This is a genomic window from Paenibacillus curdlanolyticus YK9 (assembly GCF_000179615.1).
In the GTDB taxonomy this organism is placed as follows: Bacteria; Bacillota; Bacilli; order Paenibacillales; family Paenibacillaceae; genus Paenibacillus_T; species Paenibacillus_T curdlanolyticus.
In genome coordinates this window covers 120,963-145,090 of record NZ_AEDD01000010.1, presented here as the reverse complement: position 1 = coordinate 145,090, position 24,128 = coordinate 120,963, and the positions used below count along the sequence as shown (strand labels likewise).

Genomic DNA, 24,128 nt, shown 5'->3' with positions numbered 1-24,128 from the left:
CTGTAACGATGGGCGGCGCTGTGATATAATCGTGACAACATTAGACGATAACGGGAGGTGCCTTGCATATGAAAGAGAAGCAACGCGCGGTTTCGGGCAAGCCAGCTAAAATAATACCAGTACAATGGGACGCGACGTACTTCTTCGAGCGGGCCGTTCGGTCGCTGGATCGATATCATTATGACAAGGCACTGAAAAATTTCCGGCGCGCCGCGCAGTTTGAGCCTGAAAATCCGGTTAATCATTGCAACATGGCGGGAATTTTGTCGGAGCTCGGCAACTATGAGGAGTCGAATAAGATTTTGAAGTGGATCGTCGATGAGCTTGATCCGACGATGACGGAATGCCATTTTTATATGGCGAACAATTATGCCAACATGGAAATGTACGAAGCGGCAGAAGACTCGCTCGTGCAGTACTTGGAAGAGGACGACGAAGGGCATTTCATCGATGAAGCCGAAGAGATGATGGAGCTGCTTACCTTCGAGCTGGCTCGGCCAACGAAGCAGGCGAATGTGAAGTCGCTTGGCGGGATGCGCGAGCATGACCAGGCGCGCATTTTGCTGGAGGAAGGGAAGTTTGCACAGGCGGTAAAGCTGCTTGAGGAGATCGTGGAACAGCATCCGGAATTCTCAGCGGCGCGGAACAATCTTGCGCTTGCCTTCTACTACATGGGCCAGTTTGATAGAGCAATGCAGACGATTTTGAAGGTGCTGGAGCTGGACGAGGGCAACTTGCATGCCTTGTGCAATCTGGCAATCTTCTATCAGCACGGCGGGGAGCGCGAGAAGCTGGCGAATATGCTGAGCTTGCTGCGCAAAACCTATCCGTTTCACCAAGAGCATGCCTTTAAGCTAGCAACAACGTTAGGCATTCTTGGCGACCATGAAGGCGCCTATCGCCACTTCAGCCGCTTGATCCGCACGAGCGGCAGCGTGGACGGCAGCCTGTGCCACTATGCCGCGGTTGCCGCTTGCCAAACGGGGCGTTATGTCGAAGCCGAGAAGCTATGGCAGCAAGGACGCGTGGTCGACCCGCAGTCAGAGGTTGCGCCGTATTATTTGGATTACTTGGCGGAAGTGCGAGACAAAGGGCAGCAACCGGCCCCTGTCAGCTACCACTATCATCTGCCCTTCGAAGAGCAGATTAAACTGTGGGAGCGGCTTCCGGGCGAGGCGATACCGGAGCGGTTTAAACGTGATCCGCTCGTACGCTCCTCGTTCTTCTGGGCGCTGCGGCATGGCGATCGCCAAACGAAGCTGCAGGTGATTCAGGCGCTCGGCATGATCGGCGACGAAGAGGTGCGCGAGGCGCTGCATGCTTTCTTGAAGGAGCCGCAGGAGGAAGACGATCTCAAGCGTATCGCGCTGCTCGTCCTTCGTTCGCTAGGCGAAACGGATTCGGTAGAAGCAGTGTTCGGCGGCGAACCGACACTGGTAGAGCCGAGGCGCATACCAACGCGATTGCCGGTATGGGAGGACAGCTGGCAGGATGTGCTGGATGAAGCGCTTCGCAGAATGCGTCCAAGCTACGATTTGGTGCAGCAGCATGACCTGTTGACGCTATGGATTGAATTCCTGTCCCGGATTTATCCGGACGTACCCAAGATCGGCAAGCCCGGTGTCTGGGCAGCGGCGCTTGAGTATTGGACGGCCAAGATGCATAGCCGCTCGATCTCGTTCGAAGAGGTTGCGCGCCGGTATGAAGCGTCAGCTGCTACTGTCAGTAAGCATGCTCGCAGAATCGATGAAATATGCGGTATCCAAGACAAAATGCGCTCCGCCAACGCTGTGCTTCAAACTCGCCCTAGAGATGATTACGATCAAGAGTAGCCGCATCTTGCAAGCTGCTCTGGCATAAGCGTGATTGATGGCCCCCTTTAGCGGGTATCCTAGGGGGGAACAGCATATCGTGCGCAGCTCGCCTTATGACGGGCAGGCTGCAACCAGGAGGTTTGGTTATGTACAAATCGATCATTATCGGAACGGGGCCATCCGGCCTGACTGCGGCAATCTATCTTGCGCGCGCGAACATGAAGCCGCTCGTAATTGAAGGCCCGGAACCAGGCGGTCAATTGACGACGACAACGGAAGTGGAGAACTTCCCAGGATTTCCTGAAGGAATTATGGGACCGGAGCTCATGGCAAATATGCGCAAGCAAGCAGAACGCTTTGGCGCGGAGTTTCGCACAGGCTGGGTGAACAGCGTTGACCTGTCGCAGCGTCCTTTCAAGCTGCAAGTAGAAGGCCATGGGGAGCTCGTAGGCGAGACGTTAATTATTTCGACGGGAGCCTCCGCTAAATATATTGGCGTTCCGGGGGAGAAGGAGAACGTAGGACGCGGCGTCAGCACATGCGCGACCTGCGACGGATTTTTCTTCCGAGGCAAAAAGATTATCGTGGTCGGCGGCGGCGACTCCGCCATGGAGGAGGCCAACTTCTTAACGCGGTTCGCGTCGGAGGTTAAGCTAGTGCATCGGCGCGATGAGCTGCGTGCATCCAAGATTATGCAGGATCGTGCTCGCGACAATGAGAAGATCAGCTGGGGCCTGAATAAGACGCCGGTTGAAGTCGTAGCAAGCGGCATGGGCGTCACTGGCCTTAAAGTTCGTAACAACGAGACAGGCGAAGAAGAGGTTTTGGCCACGGACGGCATCTTCGTCGCGATCGGCCACACGCCGAATACGGGCTTCTTAAGCGGGCAAATCGACACGGATGAGCACGGCTACATTAAGGTGAAGCAGGGCTCGACAGAGACGAACGTGGCTGGCGTATTCGCATGCGGAGACGTACAGGACAATAAGTATCGCCAAGCGATTACCGCAGCAGGCAGCGGCTGTATGGCCGCGTTGGATGCTGAGAAGTTTTTGGACGGACACGTCACGCAGGACTGGAGCGTTTCGTTGTAGCACACGATTCACGATATATACACAAGCTTAACAATAGCAAACTCCCGCTAACGAAGCAGGCACAGGAAGGGCGCCGACGAGTAGCGGGTTTTTTTATTGATTCGCAAGCAGTCTGGCGAAACAGTCGCAGGCTAAAACGGCATATGAGCCGGATAACAGGCGCGGAGCATGAAGCGGAACGGCGGTCCATAAGGTTGATCCACTCGCCAATCTCATAGATTGCTAGGATTGGAGACGGTCATTCGAGAGGAATGGGCGTCTTTGCAACGTCATGCTTGAAGGCGCTTCCGCCCGTATCTTCCGATACGGTAATGGCCCGTCCCTTCCAGCTTTGCGTGCCTTGACCTATCGGGGTCCTTCGCTTATAGTTGGTACAGAAGCAGTTTAACTTTGTGAACGAGGTGGCCTAGTGATGTCTGAGCAAATCTACGTGGGAGTCGATATCGGAGGTACCGCCATTAAGGTTGGCATTTGCAACCCAAGCGGCGATCTTCTCCATACGTACGAAGGACCGACCGAATGCGAGAAAGGGACGGAGACTGTCCTACATAATATCGCAACTTACGCGCGGAGAATCGTAGAGCAATCGGCCTATGATTGGGAGCAAGTGGGAGGCGTAGGCGTAGGAATCGCCGGCTTCTTGGACATTCCGAATGGGATTGTAAAAAATTCGGTTAATCTTGGATTGCGCGATGTTCATCTGAAAGACTATCTGGAGCAGCATCTGCAAAAGACAGTACGCATCAATAATGATGCTAACGTTGCAGCGCTTGGCGAAGCTTGGGCAGGTGCAGGCAAAGGCGTCGACCATTGCGTATGTTACACGCTCGGTACGGGCGTAGGCGGCGGCATTATCATTAATGGTAAAATTTATGAGGGCTTCAACGGCATGGCCGGAGAGCTTGGACATATGCAAATCGTGCCCGATCTGGAAGCGATCCAGTGCGGCTGCGGCAAAATGGGCTGCCTGGAGACGGTATCGTCGGCAACGGGCATTATCCGTATGGCGAATGACGCGGTAGAACGCGGCGATCGCACCTCCTTGTCGCTCGCGGAGCACATTATGGCGAAAGAAGTGTTCGACGCTGCCAAGGCAGGCGACGAAGTTGCTTCCCGCATCGTGAACCGCGCTGCATACTACTTGGGCAAATCGATGGCATCCGTTGCTGTCGTGCTGAACCCGCAACGCTTCATCGTAGGCGGCGGCGTATCCAAAGCAGGCGAGTTCCTGTTCGAGCAGATTCGCGAGGAATTCCTCAAGTATACGCCAGAGGTAGCAGCAGAGAATGTTACAATCGTTCCAGCTACGCTAGGCAACGACGCGGGTGTCGTCGGCGCCGCTGGTCTGATTTTGCGCTCGTAGGAGCGCTGGAATTTACAAAGAGATGGCAAACCCGCCCTTACCGGCGGGTTTGTCTATGAGAGGGCAGAATTGCTCGTAGGAGAGGAGTTGCTTCAACATGGAGAATGGAACCATGCAAGTAGCCAAACTCGTCATCATTACAGGAATGTCGGGAGCGGGCAAAACGATTGCGGTGCAGAGCATGGAGGATCTTGGCTTTTTCTGTGTCGACAATTTACCCCCGGTCCTTATTCCTAAATTCGCGGAGCTGATTGAGCAGTCGAACGGTAAAATCGGCAAGGTTGCGCTTGTCATCGACCTGCGAAGCAGAGACTTCTTTACGGCGTTATCGGAGTCCTTGACCTTTATTAAGGAGCATTACACGATTAGCTGCGAAATTCTGTTCCTGGATGCGACCGACGCGGTGCTCGTTCAGCGGTACAAGGAAAGCCGCAGACGTCATCCGCTTGCGCCAGACGGCATGCCGCTTGACGGCATTGGGTTGGAAAGACGGATGCTGGAGGACCTCAAAGGCATGGCCACGCAGGTGATCGATACGAGCAGCCTGAAGCCGGCGCATTTGAAGGAGCGCATCGTGTCGCGGTTTACGAACGTAGAGCAGACGGGTATTAACGTCAATGTAACCTCGTTTGGCTTTAAATACGGCATTCCGATCGACGCAGATTTAATCTATGACGTTCGCTTTTTGCCGAATCCGCACTACATCGAGCATTTAAGGCCGAACACGGGACAAAATCCCGATGTATATGAATATGTTATGAAGTGGCCAGAGACGCAAATGTTTCTGACGAAGCTGCTTGATATGCTTAACTTCCTGATTCCGTTATATCGGAAGGAAGGGAAGAGCCAAGTTGTTGTCGGCATTGGCTGTACGGGCGGCAAGCACCGCTCGGTAGCAATTGCTGAATATTTGGGCCGCATGCTCGGCAGCAGCGATACGGAGACGGTAAGAGTAAGCCACCGTGACTCCGACCGGGATCGGCATTAGTGGGGTGCAGGAATGAAAGGCAGCGAACAATCGGCTTCGACACGCCCCAAAATCGTCGTGATCGGCGGCGGCACTGGCCTATCGGTCATGCTGCGGGGGTTGAAGGAGAAGGCGCTTGATATAACAGCTATTGTGACGGTTGCGGATGATGGCGGCAGTTCAGGCATCTTGCGCAATGAGCTTCAAATTCCGCCGCCTGGCGACATCCGCAACGTGCTGCTCGCGCTAGCCGATGTGGAGCCGCTGCTGTCGAATTTGTTGAATTATCGGTTCAACAACGGCACTGGTCTCGTAGGACATAGCCTTGGCAACCTGATGCTTGCAGCGATAACGGACATTTCCGGCGATTTCGTAACGGGTGTTCGGGAGCTTAGCCGCGTACTAGCCGTTCGAGGACGCGTTCTTCCAGCGGCTGGTCAGGCTATCGTGCTCAAGGGGGAGATGGCCGACGGCACGATTGTCGTGGGCGAGTCGATGATCCCGAAAGCGGGCAAGGCGATCAAACGCGTATTTATCGAGCCTGCAGACGTCGAGCCGCTCTCGGAAGCGGTAGAAGCGATTCAAGAGGCGGATGCGATTCTGATCGGCCCAGGCAGCTTGTACACAAGCATTATCCCGAATCTCCTCGTTCCTAAGCTTGCGGATGCCATCGTATCGTCTGATGCGCTCAAGATGTTCGTGTGCAACGTCATGACGCAGCCGGGCGAGACGGACGATTATTCTGTGAGCGACCATTTGGATGCGCTGTACGCGCATATTGGCCATCATTTATTTGATTATATTATCGTGAATAACGGGGAAATTCCTCCGCAAATTCAAGGCAAATACGCCGAGAAGGGCGCGAAGGCGGTCCATCTCGACTTGGAAGAAGTGAAGAAGCGGGGCTATAAGGTCATTGCAGACCGGCTCGTACTATTCCGTACTTATTTGCGGCATGACGCTGCGAAGCTAAGCCAACACATTTATCAGCTGGTTGACGACTGGATGACACGGAAGAGGTGAAACGATATGTCCTTTGCGGCGCAAACGAAGAAAGAATTGACGTTAATCGACACGGACGCATGCTGCGAGAAAGCGGAGCTGTCTGCGCTTATCCGCATGAATGGCTCGGTATCGTTGACGAACCGCAAAGTGATTCTCGACATCTCAACGGAGAATGCGGCCATCGCTCGACGGATCTACAGCTTGATTAAGAAGAAGTTTGACGTGCATACGGAATTGCTTGTTCGCAAAAAAATGCGGCTTAAAAAGAATAATGTTTACATGGTGCGCATTCCAGCGAAAGTACAGGAAATACTAAAAGAGCTTAGTATCGTGTCAGAGGGCTTCTTGTTCCAGCAAGGAATCGACAAGGATATTATTAAAAAATCATGCTGCAAGCGGTCGTACCTTCGCGGTGCATTCCTCGCCGGCGGCTCGGTGAACAACCCGGAAGGATCCTCATATCATCTGGAAATCGCATCGTTGTATGAGGAGCACTGCCAGGCGCTTGCCGATCTGGCGAACAAGTTCGATTTGAACGCCCGTTGCATTGAGCGGAAGAAGGGTTTCATCTTCTATATCAAAGAGGGCGAGAAGATCATCGAGCTGCTGAACATTATCGGAGCCCATCAAGCATTGTTCAAATTCGAGGACGTGCGCATTATGCGCGACATGCGCAACTCCGTTAATCGGATCGTGAATTGCGAGACGGCTAATTTGAACAAAACGATCGGCGCGGCGGTTCGGCAAATCGACAATATTCGATTGCTCCAGAAGGAAGTCGGGCTGGAAAGCCTGCCGGATAAATTGCGCGAAGTCGCTGAAATTCGTCTCCTGCATCCTGACATGAATTTGACGGAAGTTGGCGAATTATTGAAGGTTAAGGTCAGCAAATCGGGCGTAAATCACCGGCTGCGTAAAATCGACGAATTGGCCGAAAAAATACGCAACGGTTGAACGATTTCCCTAGTGCATGCAGCTTGATAATGATATAATAATTAACAAAATGCCGTTGTTGCGGTGATTTATGGTGTTGGTGCACCTGCATCGTTTCAATTTGCCAATTCAATGAATGAATGATTCATTAGAAATATGTGTAGGGGGTATGGTTTCCATGACAAGACATCCGGTTATCGTACGGCTAAAGACGGGGCTGCACGCAAGACCAGCAGCATTGTTCGTTCAAGAGGCGAATAAGTTCTCTTCTGAGGTATTCGTAGAGAAGGACGACAAGAAAGTCAACGCAAAGTCCATCATGGGCATTATGAGTCTGGCGATTAGCTCTGGTACGGAAATCTACGTGAGCGCAGAAGGTTCCGATGCCGATCAGGCTGTAACCGCTTTAGTCAACCTGGTAAGCAAAGAAGAACTGGAAAACCAATAATATTCCAATCAGATGTACAAAAAGCAAACCCAGTGCTGCCACGGCACTGGGTTTTTTGTTGCGGTTATTGTCGCAGCTATTTGAGGATGAGTTTCCAAGCGGCTTCTATTTTCTGCGTGCCGTCAGAGACCGGTTGCTTCCCGAGCAATATCGCGTTGAGATTCGAAGTGAAATCGCGATAAAGCTTCGCGCCCTCAGGAATCATTGGCCGGTTTTTGGCTACGCGCAGCTGTGCTTTAAAGCCTTTAAAGATGGCATCGGTCGCAAGCCGAGTATCCTCGTATGCAGCTGCTTGGGTGGGCAGCGTACGGAATGTCTGGCTTTGCAAGACCTGTGTTTCAGGGCTAGTAAGGAAGCGAATGAGCGCATAGCTTTCCTCAGGGTACTTGGTGTACTTGTTAATGACCAAGCTGTGGCCTCCAAGGGGCGACCCTTGCCCGCCGGGACCCTTCGGAATTGGCGCGATGCCAAGGTTTTGAGGATCTGTGAATGCTCGGCCCTGAAGAAGATCATGGATGGCCCACGGGCCATTGATCATCATGGCTGATCTGCCTTCGTTGAAGTCATTCATCATGCGGCCGTACCAATCCTGAAAATCGTTATAGGGCTGAGTTACATCTTCGACCCAAAGCTTGCGCATGAAAGCGAGTGCTTGCTGGGATTGAGCGGAGGCAATCTCGATACCCCGTTTATCGGTTACCATGCCGCCGCCGAAAGCCCATAGATAAGGGAGAGCGAAGTAGGAGTCCTCCGTCACGAAGATCCCATAATGTCCAACTGTCGAAACAGCCTTAGCCATATGAAGCATCTCATCCATTGTCTCAGGAGGATGCTGAAATCCTGCCTCCATTAGCATTTGTTTGTTGTACAGCAAGGCAGGAACCTCCAGTACGGAAGGAAGTCCAAAAACATGGCCGAGATAAGTCGTAGCCGTTATAGCGGATGGCATAAAGCGCTCTAAGTCTTTACTAGGCGCAATGGAATCGAGCGGATAGACGATATCCAGGTCGGCGTATTCAGGGATTAGCGTATTGTCGGCACGAAACACATCGATGCTCTGGTCTCCAAGGATCGCATTCTTAAATTCATTCGTAGCATTGAGGAACGGCAGCTGTTTCATCGTTACGGATACATGAGGATGCTCCGTCTCGAATTGATCGATTCGTTTCTGGAAAAATGCCGTTTCATCTTCGGACGTTGTCGTCCAAAACGTCAATTCGATATCCGATGACTGTTGGGAAGACGATTGCCCGCAAGCCGTCGTCAGGAACAGCATGGCTATGATCGCTGTAGGTGCAAGAAGCTTTTTCATCGTTGAAATCATCTCCTGTTACTCGCTAAAGCTCTTATCGGATGGCCGATAGACAGCAACTTGGTTCCGGCCGTTTCTTTTGGCGAGGTATAGCGCTTGGTCGGCTTGATGCATGAGATTGCTTGAAGGTACTTTATCCGTCGCTGTAACCGTTGATATGCCAACGCTGACTGTCACGTAATCGCTGACTTCGGATTGGCTATGCGGAATACTGAGCTTCACCAGCGCCTGCTGGATGCTCTCAGCGATCTGCATCGCTTGCTCGATAGACTGGTCTGACAGCAGGATCGCAAACTCCTCTCCACCGTAGCGTGAAGCTAGCTGGTGAGGCTCAGAGGCGTGCTCTTGCAGGAGATTGGCTACTTGCTGCAGGCATTTGTCGCCCGCCTGATGGCCGTACCAGTCATTGAACGGCTTGAAATAATCAATATCGAACAGAATCAAGGACAATGGTTTGGAAGCGATGGCAAGTCGGTTCCATTCCCGTTCCAACGTTTCGTCGTAGCATCTGCGATTCGCGATGCCGGTCAATCCGTCGCGTGAGGACAGCTGCTTCAGCACATGATTGGAATCGAGCATAGTCCGGAGCGAATAGGTCATCGCATTGAAGGCGTTTGCAAGCTCTGTCAGCTCATCAGCTCCGCTAAAGCGCAAGTCAGGAACCTGCAGGTCCCCTTTGGCAACGGTTTGTGCAGAGGTCTTAAGCAGTCGAATCCGGCGCAATAGATAGTTGGACAAGATGACGGCGATAAAGATCGATAAAAGGATAGCAAATGACGCGGAAGCAACGTTGACGACCCGGATGGTCCGGCTGCTATCTTCGATTCGCTGCTTGTAGCTGTTAATTTGCGTTTGCTCAGATATATAGAAGCTGTGAAGAGAGAAGGCGATTGGATCGAAGCTATCCTTCGTATAATCCTCTTGTGCTTGCGTCACGTGGCCTTCCTTCTTAAGCGACAAAATTTCCTCGCTATCGCGTACGTAGGCTGTCCATTTGTCCTTGAAATGCAGAATGAGACGCTGATCCTCTGGGCGAGGAGTCAGGTCGGACAGCTCTGCGATGCCCTCGTTTACATAATCGACGCTGGTGTCGAACCGCGATTTGAAATCATCCTCGATATATAAGGGGGCGAGCAGATAATGAGCGCCGTTGTCGTTAGCAGTTCGAGCGAATAGATTGAGCCGTTGGACAACCTCCAGCCGTTTTTCAGATAAAAGGATATCATTCATCAAATGCACCGTTTTGCGGGAAAGAAGAAATGAGAACGTCGCTGTAACAATGAATAAAACAATGATGATCATGAAGCTGATGTACAGTTTCTTGCGCAGCGAGAATACCACTCGGTTACCTCCGATTTAAGCATTGGTTTCGTATATTATTTTATCGCAATTTGGCATGGTTTTGATGAGTTTCCTAAAAGAAAAGTTGATTTTAAAGTAAATTTATGGAATAAGAGTAAACCCAGAGCCGTAAGGCACTGGGTTTGTACTATGATATCTTAATTTCTTATGAATTATGCAATTACCGGTAAATAATTTGCTCCCTATGCGGACCGACAGAAACCATACGGATCGGAACGTCGATCGCTTGCTCGATGAAAAGAACGTATCGCTGAGCATTCGGGGGGAGATCCACGAATCTTCGAATACGGGTAAGATCGCTCCCCTTCCAGCCGGGCAGCATGGTCCAGATTGGCTCTGCTCGCTCAAGCAAGCCTGTAGCGGGGAAAGCAGCAAGCTCCTCCCCATCAACACGATAGCCCGTACAGACGGGAATCGTGTCCAGATAGCTAAGAACATCAAGATTGGTCATCACAACCTCCGTTGCGCCTTGCAGCTTGCTGCCATAGCGGGTTGCGGGGATGTCGAACCAGCCGACCCGACGAGGGCGCCGGGTTTTGACGCCATATTCGCCGGCATCGCCACCTCGTTTGCGCAGCTCCTCGGCTTCACTGCCGCTGAGCTCCGTCACGAAGGGCCCTGCGCCTACGCAGCTGGAATAGGCTTTGGTTACAGCGATAATCCGCGTGATCGCTTGCGGAGGAACGCCAGCGCCTATTGCCGCAAAACCGGCTAATGTTGAGGAAGAGGTGACGTAAGGATAAATGCCGTGATCCGGGTCGCGAAGCGCCCCGAGCTGGCCCTCTACGAGAATGGCCTCGTCTGCCGCATGGGCGGTCTGCAGCATAGCGGAAGTATCGCATACGAAGGGCGAGAGCCGAGCCGTTAAGCTTAACAGCTCGTTTGTAATCTTGTTGGCATCCAGCGGGGCGTGATTGTATAAGTGCTGAAGCTGAATGTTTTTTGCCTCTACAGAAGCTTGTATTCGGTTTCGCAAGCGCAAAGCATCGCCGAAAAGCTCAGTTAGCTGAATGCCGGTTTTCAAATATTTGTCCGCATAGAACGGGGCAATGCCTGAACGAGTAGAGCCGAAGCTGCGAGCGCCGAGCCGTTCCTCTTCCAATGCGTCAAACAGAATATGATACGGCATTACGAGCTGGACGCGGTCGGAGATTCGAATATCAGGGTTTGCAATGCCTCTGCTGATGAGTGTGTCGTATTCCTGCAAGAATGCATGCGGATCAAAAGCAACGCCTGGTCCGATCACATTGATCGTATTGGGGAGCAAGACGCCGGAGGGGAGAAGATGCAGCGCGAACCTGCCAAGATCATTAATGATTGTGTGCCCGGCATTGCTGCCACCCTGATACCTGACGATATAGCGGAATTGCTCGGCGAGCACATCGGTTATTTTGCCTTTTCCCTCGTCTCCCCAGTTCGCTCCTACAACGGCTGTTACGCTCATTCTTGATCGCTCCCATCTAATTGTTTGTGTAATGGATTCCCAATTCCGATTATAAGAGCGATAATAATATAAATGAAATGAATATAGATGATAATAGATATAAAGGAGATTGATGATATAGTGAGTAATTACGTTACGAATATGGAGTGGTACCGAGCTTTCTACTGGGCAGCGAGGACGGGAAGCCTGTCCAAAGCGGCCGAAGAGCTCTATATTACGCAGCCTGCCGTTACGCATGCGATTAAGCAGCTGGAGGGGCAATTGGCCTGCCGCTTGTTTTTCCGAACGTCCAAAGGAGTGAAGCTGACGGAGGAAGGCGACGTGCTCATGCGGCACGTCGAACAGGCTTTTCATCTGATCCAATCCGGCGAGCGAAGCTTGGCGGACCGTAATGCGCTGCTGGAGGGCAATATGCGGATTGGAGCTAGCGATACGCTGTGCAAATATTATTTGCTTCCGCGCTTGCGCGAGTTTCATGAGCGGTACCCAGGCATTCAATTTCAAGTCACGAATCGCACGACGCCAGAGACGGTTCAGTTATTGAAGGAGGGCAAAATCGACTTCGGCATCGTTAACCTGCCGCTCGATGACCGAAGGCTGCATATTCGGGAAAGCACAGAGCTGGAGGATGTATTCGTTGCCCGTCCGGACATGGCGGAGACTGTTCTAGCGACGACGGACCGAAAGGGAGTGAGCTGGGCGCAGCTAGCCGAATATCCGCTGCTGATGCTGGAGCGAGGAAGCAGAACTCGGATGTACGTCGATACAGTCGCGGCTGCGCACGGGGTGATGTTGAAGCCAAGCATGGAGCTTGGCAGCTTGGACCTGTTATGCGAGTTTGCTCGAACGGGGCTTGGCATCGCTTGCGTGGTACGGAATTTTGTTGAGCAAGAGCTTGCTAGCGGAGAGCTCGTTGAAGTTAAGCTAGAAGAGCGGATGCCGACGCGCAGGATCGGCGTTGCAACGCTCCCTCAAGTGCCATTATCCAAAGCCGGCGAGGCGTTTATCGCGATGTTGCCGTAACATAAAAAGCCCTTCACTCCGCCATAAGGCAAAAGTGAAGGGCTTCTTAAATCTGCTGAAGCTTACAGCTTGTCGATAACTTTATCGATCAAGCCGTATTGACGCGCTTCTTCGGCGCTCATGAAGTAGTCGCGGTCGGTATCCTTCTCGATTCTCTCCAGCGGTTGGTTGGAGCGTTCAGCGAGAATGCCGTTGAGCTTGTCGCGCATTTTGAGAATGCGTTTCGCGCGGATTTCGATATCGCTTGCTTGCCCTTCAGCGCCGCCTAGCGGCTGGTGAATCATCACTTCGCTGTTAGGCAGCGCATAGCGCTTGCCGATTGCGCCCGCTGTAAGCAGGAACGCGCCCATCGAAGCGGCCATGCCTACGCAGATCGTGGAGACATCAGGCTTGATGAATTGCATCGTGTCATATATCGCCATGCCGGCAGTAATGGAGCCGCCGGGGCTGTTAATGTAGAGAGAGATGTCTTTCTCCGGATCGTCTGCTGCTAAGAACAGCAATTGCGCGATAATGGAGTTGGCTACGATGTCGTTAACGCCTGTTCCGAGAAAAATAATTCGGTCCTTCAGAAGCCGCGAGTAAATGTCGTATGCGCGTTCTCCGCGGTTGTTCTGCTCGATAACCATAGGCACAAAGTTCATATCCATGAAAGTTCCCTCCCGAATGGTAAATTAAATGTCATGCTTTTGTTGTATGACTATAATAGCGGATGGGCTATGAAAAGTCAAAGATAGTCAGACGGGTGGCTAATTGGCCCAATAAACGCAAAAAAACCGGCATCAGCCGGTTCATTAGTTAAGTATGGCGCGCCCGCTAGGAATCGAACCTAGATCTCAGGCTCCGGAGGCCTACGTCATATCCATTGGACCACGGGCGCAAAAAAGCGGAACGTGAGTTATCATACCGCAAATTACCTAGGATTGCAACCTTTGCTCCTGAAAAAAATAAAAGTTGACCAAATCGTGTCGGAAAGCGATTACAACTATGAAAATGAACTTGCAGTCTTTTCCGTAATTCGATAAAATACGAGTGGGACTTAAAATGAATAAGCGGGACGTAAGTGGTCCAGTAATCATTTTAATGAATTCCAATTTAGCGGTTTCTTCATATTAAGAACAATATCATTCGGCTATGGAGAGTGTGCCCAAGATGCGACCGATGATCGAATTGCAGCAGCAGCTTGTGCCGGATCTGTTGGAGGTTATGAAGAAGCGTTACTTCATCCTGCGTCATGTAATGCTGTCGGAATCTGTCGGAAGGCGAACCTTAGCGGGGGCGCTCGGCATGACAGAACGCGTACTGCGCGCCGAAACAGATTATTTGAAAGCACAGGGACTGCTCGACATTCATGTTTCAGGCATGAGAATTAGCGAGCAGGGCCGCAAGCTTGTGTCTGAGATGGAGCCGCTGTTCCAGGAATTGTTCGGACTGTCCGAGATGGAAGAGAAGATTCGGCGTTATTACAGCCTGAGTCGGGTGCACATTGTGCCTGGCGATTCCGATTCTTCCAAGACGGCGAAGCGAGAGCTGGGCCGTGCAGGCAGTCAGGCGCTCATACGAGCGTTAGGCAAGGACGATGTAGTCGCCGTTACAGGCGGCACAACGATGGCGCAAATTGCGAACCATCTGACATCGCCAGTGCCATTGCCGAACAATTGGTTCGTACCTGCAAGGGGCGGGCTTGGCGAAAGCCTCGATTACCAAGCGAACACGATCGCTTCCATGATGGCGAAGCGGACTGGCGCGCAATACCGATTGCTTCATGTTCCCGATCATTTGGGCGATGAAGCGTATGTTACGCTCATGCAAGAGCCGAACATCCAAGAAATTGTTGATGTCATTCGGAAATCTCGCATCGTCGTGCATGGGATCGGTGACGCGATGGTCATGGCAAGACGCCGGAAGGTTGATCAAGGCGCGGTAGAAGCAATGAAAGCCGAGGGTGCGCTGGCAGAATCGTTCGGGTATTATTTTGACCGAAGCGGGGCTGTCGTTCACAAAATGCAAACCGCAGGGCTTCGGCTCGAGGATATTATGGCAACGGAGGTTGTCATTGCGGTAGCAGGCGGACAGAGCAAAGGCGAAGCCATTGCGGCAGTTATGAAGTTCGGACACGACGATGTGCTCGTGACGGACGAAGCAGCAGCGCTCGAAATTATCCGACTTATTGATGAAGCGGAATTGGGCAATGCTTAATAAGGTGCTTGTACACGAATTGTGTGATCTTGACGATCTGCGGCCGGTTTGCCGAGCCGTACAACGTCTTGAGTATATAACAAACTCATCAGTCTGGGAGGAAGAAAAAAATGGTTAAAGTTGGTATTAACGGATTTGGTCGTATCGGTCGTAACGTGTTCCGCGCAGCGCTGAACAACCCTAATGTAGAGATCGTAGCTGTCAATGATTTGACGGATACGTCCACGCTGGCTCACCTTCTGAAATACGATACGACGCACGGCAAGCTGGATGGTACGGTTGAAGCAAAAGAAGGCGCGCTGATCGTTAACGGTCGCGAGATCAAAGTGTTTGCCGAGCGTAACCCTGAGAACCTTCCATGGGCATCTGTTGGCGCAGAAATCGTCGTAGAATCCACGGGTATTTTCACAGCTAAAGAAAAAGCTGAGCTTCACTTGAAAGGCGGCGCGAAGAAAGTAATCATCTCCGCACCTGCTACGAACGAAGACATCACGATCGTTATGGGCGTTAACGAAGACAAATACGACGCTGCTTCCCACACGATCATCTCCAACGCATCTTGCACGACGAACTGCCTCGCGCCGTTCGCTAAAGTTATCAACGATAAATTCGGCATCGTAAAAGGTATGATGACGACGATTCACTCGTACACGAATGACCAGTCCGTACTGGACGTTCCTCATAAAGACCTGCGCCGCGCTCGCGCTGCTGCAGAAAACATCATTCCTTCGTCGACGGGCGCTGCTAAAGCAGTATCCCTCGTACTGCCAGAACTGAAAGGCAAACTGAACGGCATGGCTATGCGCGTTCCTACGCCTAACGTTTCGGTAACGGACCTCGTTGCTGAGCTGAAAGTTAACGTAACGGTTGAAGAAGTTAACGCAGCACTGAAAGAAGCTGCTAACACTTCGCTCAAAGGTATCTTGAACTACTCCGAAGAGCCGCTCGTATCGAGCGACTACAACGGCGACCCAGCTTCCTCGACAATCGACGCTCAATCGACGATGGTTGTTGAAGGCAACATGGTTAAAGTTATTTCGTGGTACGACAACGAGTGGGGCTACTCGAACCGTGTAGTTGACCTCGCAGCATACGTAGCAAGCAAAGGCCTATAAGGATTATCTAATCCCCCAAACCCCCTTCATGCTTACGAAGTACGATTTTCCTTCGGAAAACGTGTAGGGGGCTCCAAAGGGCGCTGCCCTCTGGACACCCGTTAAAAGATTTGGCGTGGGAGGGGCGTTTGGCGCTCCTGCGTGACTGTGTGCTAGGAACGCTTTCGTCCTGACGGACACGCTTTGGCGTTTGGCGCTCCCGTGCAACGGAAGGGATATCGCCGTGCCGGCGGGACCGGGGGGCCGCGACTCCTTTGACGGAGTCTAGGCCCTTGGTTCGCGCCCCACTTTGTGGGGGCTGAACCAATGGTTTGTATCGTTCCTTCTTCGAAGGAACGATTTTTTTTGTGTTAACGGCTCGCTTTGCGATCCGCTTTTGGTCGCTAAAGCGACCGGGGCAAGTCGCTGTGCGACTTAGCCGCTGTGCGGCTTGGATCAATGTGTGAGCCATATATTGCTCTTATCTTCGCCCAATTCGAAGGAGGCTTTCTCTCATGAACAAGAAAAGTGTGCGCGACGTCGAAGTCGCAGGCAAACGCGTATTCGTACGTGTCGATTTCAACGTACCTCTGGAAAACGGACAAATCACGGATGACACGCGTATCCGCGAAACGCTTCCTACAATCAAATTCCTGATCGAAGGCGGCGCTAAAGTGATCTTGGCTTCCCACCTTGGTCGTCCGGCTGGTCAAGTTGTAGAAGAGCTGCGTTTGACGCCAGCTGCTGCTCGCCTGTCCGAGCTGCTTGGCAAACCAGTAGTAAAAGCTGACGAGGCTGTTGGCGAAGCGGTTAAAGCACAAGTTGCTGCACTTAAAGAAGGCGACGTTTTGCTGCTTGAGAACGTTCGTTTCTACCCAGGCGAGGAAAGCAACGATCCAGAACTGGCGAAACAATTTGCTGAGCTTGCTGATCTGTTCGTGAACGACGCTTTCGGCGCAGCTCACCGCGCTCACGCATCGACGGAAGGCATCGCTCACCAGCTTCCAGCTGTATCGGGCTTGCTCGTAGAGAAAGAACTCGAAGTACTTGGCAAAGCGCTGAACAACCCAGAGCGTCCTTTCACAGCTATCGTGGGCGGCTCCAAGGTTAAGGACAAAATCGACGTTATCAACAAAATGATCGAAATCGCTGACAACATCATCATCGGCGGCGGCCTTTCCTACACGTTCTTCAAAGCGCAAGGCAACGAAATCGGCAAATCGCTCGTGGACAACAGCAAGCTTGATCTGGCGCTTGAGTTCATCGAGAAAGCGAAAAAGCTCGGCAAAAACTTCTACCTGCCAGTAGACGTCGTAATCACGGATGACTTCAGCGCGAATGCAAACACGCAAATCGTTGACGTTGACGGCATGCTCCCAGAGTGGGAAGGCATCGACATCGGCCCTAAAACGCGTGAGATCTACAGCGAAGTTATCAAAAACTCGAAGCTCGTCGTGTGGAACGGACCAATGGGCGTATTCGAAATCGAACCATTCTCGCACGGTACGCAAGCTGTTGCTAAAGCATGTGCAGAAACAGCTGGCTACACGGTAATCGGCGGCGGCGACTCGGCTGCAGCAGCTGAGAAGTTCCACCTGGCTGATCGCATGGACCACATCTCCACTGGCGGTGGCGCATCGCTCGAGTTCATGGAAGGCAAACAGCTTCCAGGGGTAGTAGCACTTAACGATAAATAAGCAGCGCAACGCTGTTATAGCATATAGCATGAGAAGGGAGATTCACCTTACATGAGCAGAACACCGATTATTGCAGGTAACTGGAAAATGTTCAAAACGGTTGGCGAAGCCGTATCGTTCTTCGCAGAAGTGAAAGGCAAAGCAGAGGTTGCAGGCGTAGAAAGCGTTATCTGCGCACCATTCACGGCATTGCCGGCATTGGTAGAAGCAGCCAAAGGCACGTCGATCTCGATCGGCGCGCAAAACCTGCACTTCGAAGACAACGGCGCCTTCACGGGCGAAATCAGCGGCGTTATGCTGGCTGACTTGGGCGTAAAATACGTAATCATCGGACACTCCGAGCGTCGTGCTTACTTCGCTGAATCCGATGAGATTGTTAACAAAAAGACGCATGCAGCGTTCAAGCACGGCTTGACGCCAATCGTCTGCGTAGGCGAAAAGCTCGAAGAGCGTGAAGCTGAGCAAACGAAAGAAGTTTGCAAAGTGCAAACGGAAGCTGCTTTCCAAGGCCTGTCGGCAGAGCAAGCGGCACAAGTGGTTATCGCATATGAGCCAATCTGGGCAATCGGAACGGGCAAATCTTCGACGGCAGCTGATGCTGAAGACGTTATCGCTTATATCCGCGGCATCGTAGCTGGCCTGTATGGCGAAGCAACGGCGAACGCAGTTCGCATCCAATACGGCGGCAGCGTAAAACCAAACAACGTAGCAGAGTACATGGGCCAAGCAAATATCGATGGCGCACTCGTTGGCGGCGCAAGCCTTGAGCCAGCATCGTACATCCAGCTGGTTGAAGGGGCGAAGTAAGATGACGGCGCCTAAACCAGTAGCACTGATCATTCTCGACGGCTTTGGCTTGCGCCAAGACGTAGTCGGCAATGCAGTAGCACAAGCGAACAAGCCGAACTATGACCGTTACTGGTCGACTTTCCCGCATACGACATTGACGGCATGCGGCGAGGCAGTAGGCTTGCCGGAAGGCCAAATGGGCAACTCCGAAGTTGGCCACTTGAACATTGGCGCCGGCCGTATCGTTTATCAGGACCTGACCCGGATCAGCAAATCGATTCGGGACGGCGAGTTCTACGATAACGAGACGCTGCTGGGTGCCGTTCGTCACGTAAAAGAGAAAGGCACGAAGCTTCACCTGTACGGCCTTCTCTCCGATGGCGGCGTACACAGCCACATTGCGCATCTGTTCGCACTGCTTGATCTGGCGAAGAAGGAAGAGCTGGAGGAAGTGTACATCCATGCTTTCCTTGACGGCCGCGACGTATCGCCAGACAGCGCTGTTGGCTATCTGGAGCAGCTGCAAGCAAAGATCGCTGAGGTTGGCGTAGGTAAAATCGCAACGGTTCAAGGCCGTTATTATGCAATGGACCGCGACAAGCGCTGGGAGCGTACGGAAAAGTCGTACCGCGCTATGGTCTATGGCGAAGGCCCGCAATATACCGATGCGCTGCTAGCTGTTAAAGAATCGTACGAGAAGTCGGTTATGGACGAATTCGTTATGCCGACGGTTATCGTCGAGAACGGCAAGCCTGTCGGTCTCGTCGAATCGGATGATGCGGTAGTCTTCTTCAACTTCCGTCCAGACCGTGCGATTCAGCTTTCTCAGGTATTTACGAATGAAGATTTCCGCGGCTTTGATCGCGGGGAGAAAGCACCTAGCAATCTGTACTTCGTATGCCTGACGCTGTTCAGCGAGTCGGTTGGCGGCTTCGTCGCTTACTCGCCGAAAAACCTCGACAACACGCTTGGCGAAGTTTTGGTGCAGAACAACAAGAAGCAGCTTCGCATTGCCGAGACGGAGAAGTACCCGCACGTGACGTTCTTCTTCAGCGGCGGCCGCGATAAAGAGCTTCCGGGCGAAACGCGCATTCTGATCAACTCGCCGAAGGTTGCGACCTACGACCTGCAGCCAGAGATGAGCGCTTACGAGGTTGCTGCGGCAGCTGTCAAAGAGATCGAGGCGGACAACCACGATGCAATCATTCTGAACTTCGCAAACCCTGACATGGTTGGCCACTCCGGCATGCTGGAGCCAACGATCAAAGCGGTTGAAGCAACGGATGCATGCCTCGGGCAAGTGGTAGAAGCTGTTCTGGCAAAAGGCGGCGTATGCCTCATTACGGCGGACCATGGCAACGCGGATATGGTCATCGACGAGAACGGTCGCCCGTTCACGGCGCATACGACAAACCCGGTGCCATTCATCGTTACGAAGCAAGGCGCTGAGCTTCGCGAAGGCGGCATTCTGGCTGACATCGCACCGACGATTCTGTCGCTGCTGGAGCTGGCTAAGCCGGCTGATATGACAGGCGAATCGCTGGTGAAATAATCGCGTTTTTCTCGATTGCGAACCCAGCTCAATAGATTTAGGCTTGCGCAGATATAGACATATAGTGGGAGAGACACGGACGAAAAAAAGTCGTTCTGCGCAGCCTGTATTATTTTAACGAAAATACGCGTTTGAAGCCGTCTAGGACGTGCATTCAGATCGGTTTTCGTTTACCATAGAAATGTTGGTTTTTTTTGAAATTAGGCAACAACTATAACCTTACAAACAAGGAGTGTTACGAAACATGTCTATCATTGCTGACGTATACGCACGCGAAGTCCTCGACTCCCGCGGCAACCCAACTGTTGAAGTAGAAGTAACTCTTGAATCCGGTGGCAAAGGCCGCGCTATCGTTCCATCCGGCGCATCCACTGGCGCATACGAAGCAGTAGAGCTTCGCGACGGCGACAAAAGCCGTTACCTGGGCAAAGGCGTTGTTAAAGCAGTTGACAACGTGAACTCCATCATCGCTCCTGAAGTCATCGGCCTGGACGCGCTTGATCAAGTTGCGATCGACCGCAAAATGATCGAGCTCGACGGCACGGAAAACAAAGGCAAGCTCGGCGCTAACGCAATCCTCGCGGTTTCGATGGCAGTAGCTCGCGCAGCAGCAGACGCGCTGGACGTTCCACTGTACACGTACCTCGGCGGCTTCAACGCTAAGACGCTTCCAGTACCAATGATGAACATCGTTAACGGCGGCGAGCACGCTGACAACAACATCGACGTTCAAGAGTTCATGGTTCTGCCGGTTGGCGCTCCATCGTTCAAAGAAGCTCTGCGTATCGGCGCTGAAATCTTCCACAACCTCAAAACGGTTCTGAAAGAAAAAGGCCTGAACACGGCAGTAGGCGACGAGGGCGGCTTCGCACCGAACCTTAGCTCCAACGAAGAAGCGATCACGACGATCATCTCCGCTATCGAGCTCGCTGGCTACAAGCCAGGCGTTGACGTATTCCTCGGTATGGACGTTGCTTCGACTGAGTTCTTCAAAGACGGCAAGTACCACCTCGAAGGCGAAGGCCGTTCCTTCACTTCCGCAGAATTCGTGGACCTGCTCGCTTCGTGGGCTGACAAATACCCAATCATCACAATCGAAGACGGCTGCTCCGAAGACGACTGGGAAGGTTGGAAATTGCTCACAGAAAAACTCGGCGGCAAAGTTCAGCTCGTTGGTGACGACCTGTTCGTTACGAACACAGTTCGCCTCAAAGACGGCATCGACCAAGGCGTGGGTAACTCCATCCTCGTTAAAGTTAACCAAATCGGTTCGCTTACGGAAACGTTCGACGCGATCGAAATGGCTAAACGCGCTGGTTACACAGCAGTTATCTCCCACCGTTCCGGCGAATCCGAAGACAGCACGATTGCTGACATCGCGGTTGCAACGAACGCTGGCCAAATCAAAACGGGTGCTCCTTCCCGTACGGACCGCGTAGCGAAGTACAACCAATTGCTCCGCATCGAGGACCAACTGGGCGCATCTGCTCAATATGCAGGCGCAAGCGCGTTCTACAACCTCAAAAACTTCAACAAATAAATCGCTTTGGCGATTCATGAGAGGCTCTCTTCCGGCGGCTGGTTCCGCTGGAAGGGGGTCTTTCTTTTCGGATGCATAAAGCCAAAATGACAAATAAAACGCACAAAAAGTGGGGTAGTTTAAGAAAATCCAACATCTATAATACAAAGTAGATGCAGTGCAATCACTGTTCTAAACACACAAACTCCAAGGCGGTGCTAAACATCATGGCAGTTAAACCGATTATTGGCATTCAGATGTACACGCTTCGTGATCGTGCAGAAAACGATTTTATTGGAACAATTCGAGAGGTTGCCGAGCTAGGCTATCAGGCAATCGAGTTCGCAGGGTTCTTCAATACGTCGTCCAGCGATGTGAAGAAAGTACTGGAGGAGACAGGCCTGAAAGCGCCGTCGGCCCATATCGGGCTGCAATGGACGGAATCCGAGGACGAGATGTGGAAAGCGTTCGATGAGCAAATTGCATTTGCAAAAGAAATTGGTCTTCAATATATCGTAACACCGTGGGCGCCATTGCCGGAAAACCCTAATCAGGAAGATGTGGATAAGCTTGCGGGCATTTTGAAGCAGGCATCGACAAAGGTTAAGGCAGCGGGCATGACTTATGGCTACCATAATCATGATTTTGAGCTGAAGCTGGTTGATGGAGTACCGCTCATCGATCGGTTGTTGCAGCAATTGACGCCAGACGAGCTGATTGCGGAGTTCGATCTTGGGTGGGTCCATATTGGCGGAGGAGCCCCAGCTGATTATATTTCGCGTTATGCAGGCCGGGTACCGCTTGCGCACTTTAAGGACTTCGGCGATCATCGCAGTGATACCGAGATTGGAGCAGGTCTCGTGAACTTTCAGCCGGTGCTGGCGATTGCGGAGCAATCAGGCATCGAATACTTCATTGTGGAGCAGGAGCAGTTCCAGTCGTCTTCGCTTGAAAGCGCGAAAATCAGCTTGGAGTACTTCCGTAAAAAAGGCTATTTGTAAATCAGAAATCAATACGGGGATAAAATCAGAGATGGCTGCCTTGTGGTGCCATCTCTTCTTATGGAGATCAGGGGGGAGTCACGCATGATCGTAGGTGCGATTGAAGCTGGAGGAACAAAGTTTGTATGCGGCATCGGAGACGAGACGGGAGCGATTACAGAGCGAGTGTCGTTTCCGACAGAGCATCCGGATGTGACGATGAAGCATGTCATTCAGTTTTTTCAAGGCAAAGGGGTAGAAGCGATCGGCATCGGTACATTCGGCCCGATCGGGCTTGATCCGAGTCAGGACGACTACGGCCATGTTACGACGACGCCGAAACCGGGATGGTCCGGCTTTGACTTTCTGGGGACGATGAAGCGTGCGTTTGATGTGCCAATGGGATGGGATACGGATGTGAATGCAGCAGCGTATGGCGAGGCCAAATGGGGCGCGGCCAAAGGACTGGACAGCTGCGTTTATTATACGATTGGCACAGGTGTCGGTGTCGGCGTATATGCCGAGGGAAAGCTTGTGCATGGGCTTGTCCATCCAGAAGGCGGACATGTGCTGATGCGTCGCCACCCGGAGGATTCGTTCGAGGGGGCATGTCCATATCACGGCGACTGCTTGGAAGGCATGGCAGCGGGACCTGCACTCGAGAAACGTTGGCAGGTGAAGGGCAGCGAGCTGGCTGCGGATCATCCGGCATGGGCGATCGAGGCTTACTATATTGGGCAGGCAGTGGTCAATGCGGTTCTGATGCTATCGCCGCGCAAGGTCATTCTCGGAGGCGGCGTTATGCATCAAGCGCAGCTGTTCCCATTGATTCGCGCCGAGGTAAAGAAGCAGCTGAACGGGTATGTCAGCTCGAAGCAGCTGATATCAGACATCGATTCCTATATCGTATCGCCAGGGCTCGGGGATAACGCCGGCTTAAGCGGCGCTTTGGCGCTTGGCATTGAAGCGGCGGCAAGGCAAGCGCGCGGGGCGTAACATTCGGAACGTTATGGCGCTTGCTCGGCATCATTGCATGCAATCGATGAAAGCGATTGAATAAGCGCTATTGTGCCAAAGGTATGGATATGATACAATCAAATTACTGTTTTTAGGCATGTCCTAAAACAAACTGGGCGGATTTAATCCGTACAAGGCTCAACTTAGGAGGTGGAAAAGTGGACATTTTATTCAAAATCTTGCTGATTATCGCGGCATTGGGCTTGATCTCGGTCGTGCTTCTTCAGAAAGGTAAGAGTGCAGGGTTGTCCGGCGCCATCTCCGGCGGTGCGGAGCACTTGTTCGGTAAACAGAAGGCGCGCGGTCTGGACCTGTTCCTGCAGCGTCTGACGATCGGCTTCGCAGCTAGCTTCTTCATCCTGGCGCTGGTTGTATCGTACTTCGTTAAGAACTAATAACCCGTATCTTTGTCGGATACGAAACATGAAGGAGCTGAGCATCGTCTCAGCTCTTTTTTGTTGTCTTAAGGGCATTCTAACATGGCGGAAAGTTAGATTGCGTATGTTTCTGCGGAGC

21 protein-coding genes and 1 tRNA gene are annotated in these 24,128 nt (G+C 52.2%); 17 read left to right on the top strand and 5 right to left on the bottom strand.

Going from position 1 to position 24,128, the window contains the following annotated elements:
* Positions 1-68 precede the first annotated feature (68 nt).
* From PAECUDRAFT_RS18175 to PAECUDRAFT_RS18145, 7 genes are all read left to right on the top strand, one after another.
* Positions 69-1,832: a tetratricopeptide repeat protein gene (locus PAECUDRAFT_RS18175; RefSeq protein ID WP_006039601.1), complete on the top strand. Its 1,764-nt coding sequence runs from the start codon at positions 69-71 to the stop codon at positions 1,830-1,832.
* A gap of 128 nt (positions 1,833-1,960) precedes the next feature.
* Positions 1,961-2,908, top strand: a complete 948-nt coding sequence (gene trxB, locus PAECUDRAFT_RS18170; protein ID WP_006039600.1) for a thioredoxin-disulfide reductase — start codon at positions 1,961-1,963, stop codon at positions 2,906-2,908.
* Positions 2,909-3,320: 412 nt separating this feature from the next.
* Positions 3,321-4,271: an ROK family glucokinase gene (locus PAECUDRAFT_RS18165; RefSeq protein ID WP_006039599.1), complete on the top strand. Its 951-nt coding sequence runs from the start codon at positions 3,321-3,323 to the stop codon at positions 4,269-4,271.
* Between the two features lie 97 nt (positions 4,272-4,368).
* Positions 4,369-5,259, top strand: coding sequence for an RNase adapter RapZ (gene rapZ, locus PAECUDRAFT_RS18160; protein WP_006039598.1), 891 nt, complete (start codon positions 4,369-4,371; stop codon positions 5,257-5,259).
* Between the two features lie 12 nt (positions 5,260-5,271).
* Positions 5,272-6,261: a gluconeogenesis factor YvcK family protein gene (locus PAECUDRAFT_RS18155; RefSeq protein WP_006039597.1), complete on the top strand. Its 990-nt coding sequence runs from the start codon at positions 5,272-5,274 to the stop codon at positions 6,259-6,261.
* A gap of 6 nt (positions 6,262-6,267) precedes the next feature.
* Positions 6,268-7,197: a DNA-binding protein WhiA gene (whiA, locus tag PAECUDRAFT_RS18150; protein ID WP_006039596.1), complete on the top strand. Its 930-nt coding sequence runs from the start codon at positions 6,268-6,270 to the stop codon at positions 7,195-7,197.
* A gap of 157 nt (positions 7,198-7,354) precedes the next feature.
* A complete protein-coding gene (locus PAECUDRAFT_RS18145) occupies positions 7,355-7,624 on the top strand; it encodes an HPr family phosphocarrier protein (RefSeq protein ID WP_006039595.1) in 270 nt (89 codons plus the stop codon).
* A 76-nt stretch (positions 7,625-7,700) separates the two neighbouring features.
* Here PAECUDRAFT_RS18145 and PAECUDRAFT_RS18140 read toward each other — a convergent pair whose 3' ends face one another.
* The 3 genes from PAECUDRAFT_RS18140 to PAECUDRAFT_RS18130 form a co-directional block, all read right to left on the bottom strand.
* Entirely contained in the window at positions 7,701-8,936 is a 1,236-nt protein-coding gene (locus PAECUDRAFT_RS18140) for an extracellular solute-binding protein (protein ID WP_006039594.1), read from the bottom strand.
* A gap of 18 nt (positions 8,937-8,954) precedes the next feature.
* Positions 8,955-10,277, bottom strand: coding sequence for a diguanylate cyclase domain-containing protein (locus PAECUDRAFT_RS18135; RefSeq protein ID WP_006039593.1), 1,323 nt, complete (start codon positions 10,275-10,277; stop codon positions 8,955-8,957).
* A gap of 181 nt (positions 10,278-10,458) precedes the next feature.
* A complete protein-coding gene (locus PAECUDRAFT_RS18130) occupies positions 10,459-11,742 on the bottom strand; it encodes an adenylosuccinate synthase (RefSeq protein ID WP_006039592.1) in 1,284 nt (427 codons plus the stop codon).
* A 120-nt stretch (positions 11,743-11,862) separates the two neighbouring features.
* On the opposite strand from PAECUDRAFT_RS18130, the gene PAECUDRAFT_RS18125 reads away from it, so the two are divergent.
* Positions 11,863-12,765 carry a LysR family transcriptional regulator gene (locus PAECUDRAFT_RS18125; protein WP_006039591.1) on the top strand — a complete coding sequence of 301 codons (903 nt, stop codon included), beginning with the start codon at positions 11,863-11,865 and terminating at the stop codon, positions 12,763-12,765.
* 62 nt (positions 12,766-12,827) lie between these two features.
* Here PAECUDRAFT_RS18125 and clpP read toward each other — a convergent pair whose 3' ends face one another.
* A complete protein-coding gene (clpP, locus tag PAECUDRAFT_RS18120) occupies positions 12,828-13,409 on the bottom strand; it encodes an ATP-dependent Clp endopeptidase proteolytic subunit ClpP (RefSeq protein WP_199558771.1) in 582 nt (193 codons plus the stop codon).
* A 161-nt stretch (positions 13,410-13,570) separates the two neighbouring features.
* Positions 13,571-13,645: transfer RNA gene (locus tag PAECUDRAFT_RS18115), tRNA-Arg, on the bottom strand.
* A 272-nt stretch (positions 13,646-13,917) separates the two neighbouring features.
* Between PAECUDRAFT_RS18115 and PAECUDRAFT_RS18110 the strand changes: the two genes are divergently transcribed.
* The 9 genes from PAECUDRAFT_RS18110 to secG all read left to right on the top strand — a co-directional run bounded on the left by PAECUDRAFT_RS18110 (position 13,918) and on the right by secG (position 24,007).
* Complete coding sequence (locus PAECUDRAFT_RS18110) at positions 13,918-14,964, top strand: sugar-binding transcriptional regulator (protein ID WP_006039589.1); 1,047 nt, start codon at positions 13,918-13,920, stop codon at positions 14,962-14,964.
* Between the two features lie 110 nt (positions 14,965-15,074).
* Positions 15,075-16,079, top strand: coding sequence for a type I glyceraldehyde-3-phosphate dehydrogenase (gap, locus tag PAECUDRAFT_RS18105; RefSeq protein WP_006039588.1), 1,005 nt, complete (start codon positions 15,075-15,077; stop codon positions 16,077-16,079).
* Positions 16,080-16,573: 494 nt separating this feature from the next.
* Positions 16,574-17,755, top strand: a complete 1,182-nt coding sequence (locus PAECUDRAFT_RS18100; protein WP_006039586.1) for a phosphoglycerate kinase — start codon at positions 16,574-16,576, stop codon at positions 17,753-17,755.
* A gap of 51 nt (positions 17,756-17,806) precedes the next feature.
* On the top strand, positions 17,807-18,562 hold the full coding sequence (tpiA, locus tag PAECUDRAFT_RS18095; RefSeq protein WP_006039585.1) for a triose-phosphate isomerase: 756 nt from the start codon (positions 17,807-17,809) through the stop codon (positions 18,560-18,562).
* Position 18,563: 1 nt separating this feature from the next.
* Entirely contained in the window at positions 18,564-20,096 is a 1,533-nt protein-coding gene (gene gpmI / locus PAECUDRAFT_RS18090; protein WP_006039584.1) for a 2,3-bisphosphoglycerate-independent phosphoglycerate mutase, read from the top strand.
* A 244-nt stretch (positions 20,097-20,340) separates the two neighbouring features.
* Positions 20,341-21,636, top strand: coding sequence for a phosphopyruvate hydratase (eno, locus tag PAECUDRAFT_RS18085; protein WP_006039583.1), 1,296 nt, complete (start codon positions 20,341-20,343; stop codon positions 21,634-21,636).
* Positions 21,637-21,842: 206 nt separating this feature from the next.
* Complete coding sequence (locus PAECUDRAFT_RS18080; RefSeq protein WP_006039582.1) at positions 21,843-22,616, top strand: sugar phosphate isomerase/epimerase family protein; 774 nt, start codon at positions 21,843-21,845, stop codon at positions 22,614-22,616.
* Positions 22,617-22,700: 84 nt separating this feature from the next.
* The gene (locus tag PAECUDRAFT_RS18075; RefSeq protein ID WP_006039581.1) at positions 22,701-23,591 is read left to right on the top strand and encodes an ROK family protein; all 891 of its coding nucleotides are present in this window, start codon (positions 22,701-22,703) and stop codon (positions 23,589-23,591) included.
* Positions 23,592-23,770: 179 nt separating this feature from the next.
* Positions 23,771-24,007 carry a preprotein translocase subunit SecG gene (gene secG / locus PAECUDRAFT_RS18070; protein WP_006039580.1) on the top strand — a complete coding sequence of 79 codons (237 nt, stop codon included), beginning with the start codon at positions 23,771-23,773 and terminating at the stop codon, positions 24,005-24,007.
* Positions 24,008-24,128 lie beyond the last annotated feature (121 nt).

Excerpts from the sequence above, each read along its gene's own strand:
- PAECUDRAFT_RS18175 (WP_006039601.1), top strand. The coding sequence starts at position 69 with ATGAAAGAGAAGCAACGCGCGGTTTCGGGCAAGCCAGCTAAAATAATA.
- trxB (WP_006039600.1), top strand. The coding sequence starts at position 1,961 with ATGTACAAATCGATCATTATCGGAACGGGGCCATCCGGCCTGACTGCG.
- PAECUDRAFT_RS18165 (WP_006039599.1), top strand. The coding sequence starts at position 3,321 with ATGTCTGAGCAAATCTACGTGGGAGTCGATATCGGAGGTACCGCCATT.
- rapZ (WP_006039598.1), top strand. The coding sequence starts at position 4,369 with ATGGAGAATGGAACCATGCAAGTAGCCAAACTCGTCATCATTACAGGA.
- PAECUDRAFT_RS18155 (WP_006039597.1), top strand. The coding sequence starts at position 5,272 with ATGAAAGGCAGCGAACAATCGGCTTCGACACGCCCCAAAATCGTCGTG.
- whiA (WP_006039596.1), top strand. The coding sequence starts at position 6,268 with ATGTCCTTTGCGGCGCAAACGAAGAAAGAATTGACGTTAATCGACACG.
- PAECUDRAFT_RS18145 (WP_006039595.1), top strand. The coding sequence starts at position 7,355 with ATGACAAGACATCCGGTTATCGTACGGCTAAAGACGGGGCTGCACGCA.
- PAECUDRAFT_RS18140 (WP_006039594.1), bottom strand. The coding sequence starts at position 8,936 with ATGAAAAAGCTTCTTGCACCTACAGCGATCATAGCCATGCTGTTCCTG.
- PAECUDRAFT_RS18130 (WP_006039592.1), bottom strand. The coding sequence starts at position 11,742 with ATGAGCGTAACAGCCGTTGTAGGAGCGAACTGGGGAGACGAGGGAAAA.
- clpP (WP_199558771.1), bottom strand. The coding sequence starts at position 13,409 with ATGAACTTTGTGCCTATGGTTATCGAGCAGAACAACCGCGGAGAACGC.
- PAECUDRAFT_RS18110 (WP_006039589.1), top strand. The coding sequence starts at position 13,918 with ATGCGACCGATGATCGAATTGCAGCAGCAGCTTGTGCCGGATCTGTTG.
- gap (WP_006039588.1), top strand. The coding sequence starts at position 15,075 with ATGGTTAAAGTTGGTATTAACGGATTTGGTCGTATCGGTCGTAACGTG.
- PAECUDRAFT_RS18100 (WP_006039586.1), top strand. The coding sequence starts at position 16,574 with ATGAACAAGAAAAGTGTGCGCGACGTCGAAGTCGCAGGCAAACGCGTA.
- tpiA (WP_006039585.1), top strand. The coding sequence starts at position 17,807 with ATGAGCAGAACACCGATTATTGCAGGTAACTGGAAAATGTTCAAAACG.
- gpmI (WP_006039584.1), top strand. The coding sequence starts at position 18,564 with ATGACGGCGCCTAAACCAGTAGCACTGATCATTCTCGACGGCTTTGGC.
- eno (WP_006039583.1), top strand. The coding sequence starts at position 20,341 with ATGTCTATCATTGCTGACGTATACGCACGCGAAGTCCTCGACTCCCGC.
- PAECUDRAFT_RS18080 (WP_006039582.1), top strand. The coding sequence starts at position 21,843 with ATGGCAGTTAAACCGATTATTGGCATTCAGATGTACACGCTTCGTGAT.
- PAECUDRAFT_RS18075 (WP_006039581.1), top strand. The coding sequence starts at position 22,701 with ATGATCGTAGGTGCGATTGAAGCTGGAGGAACAAAGTTTGTATGCGGC.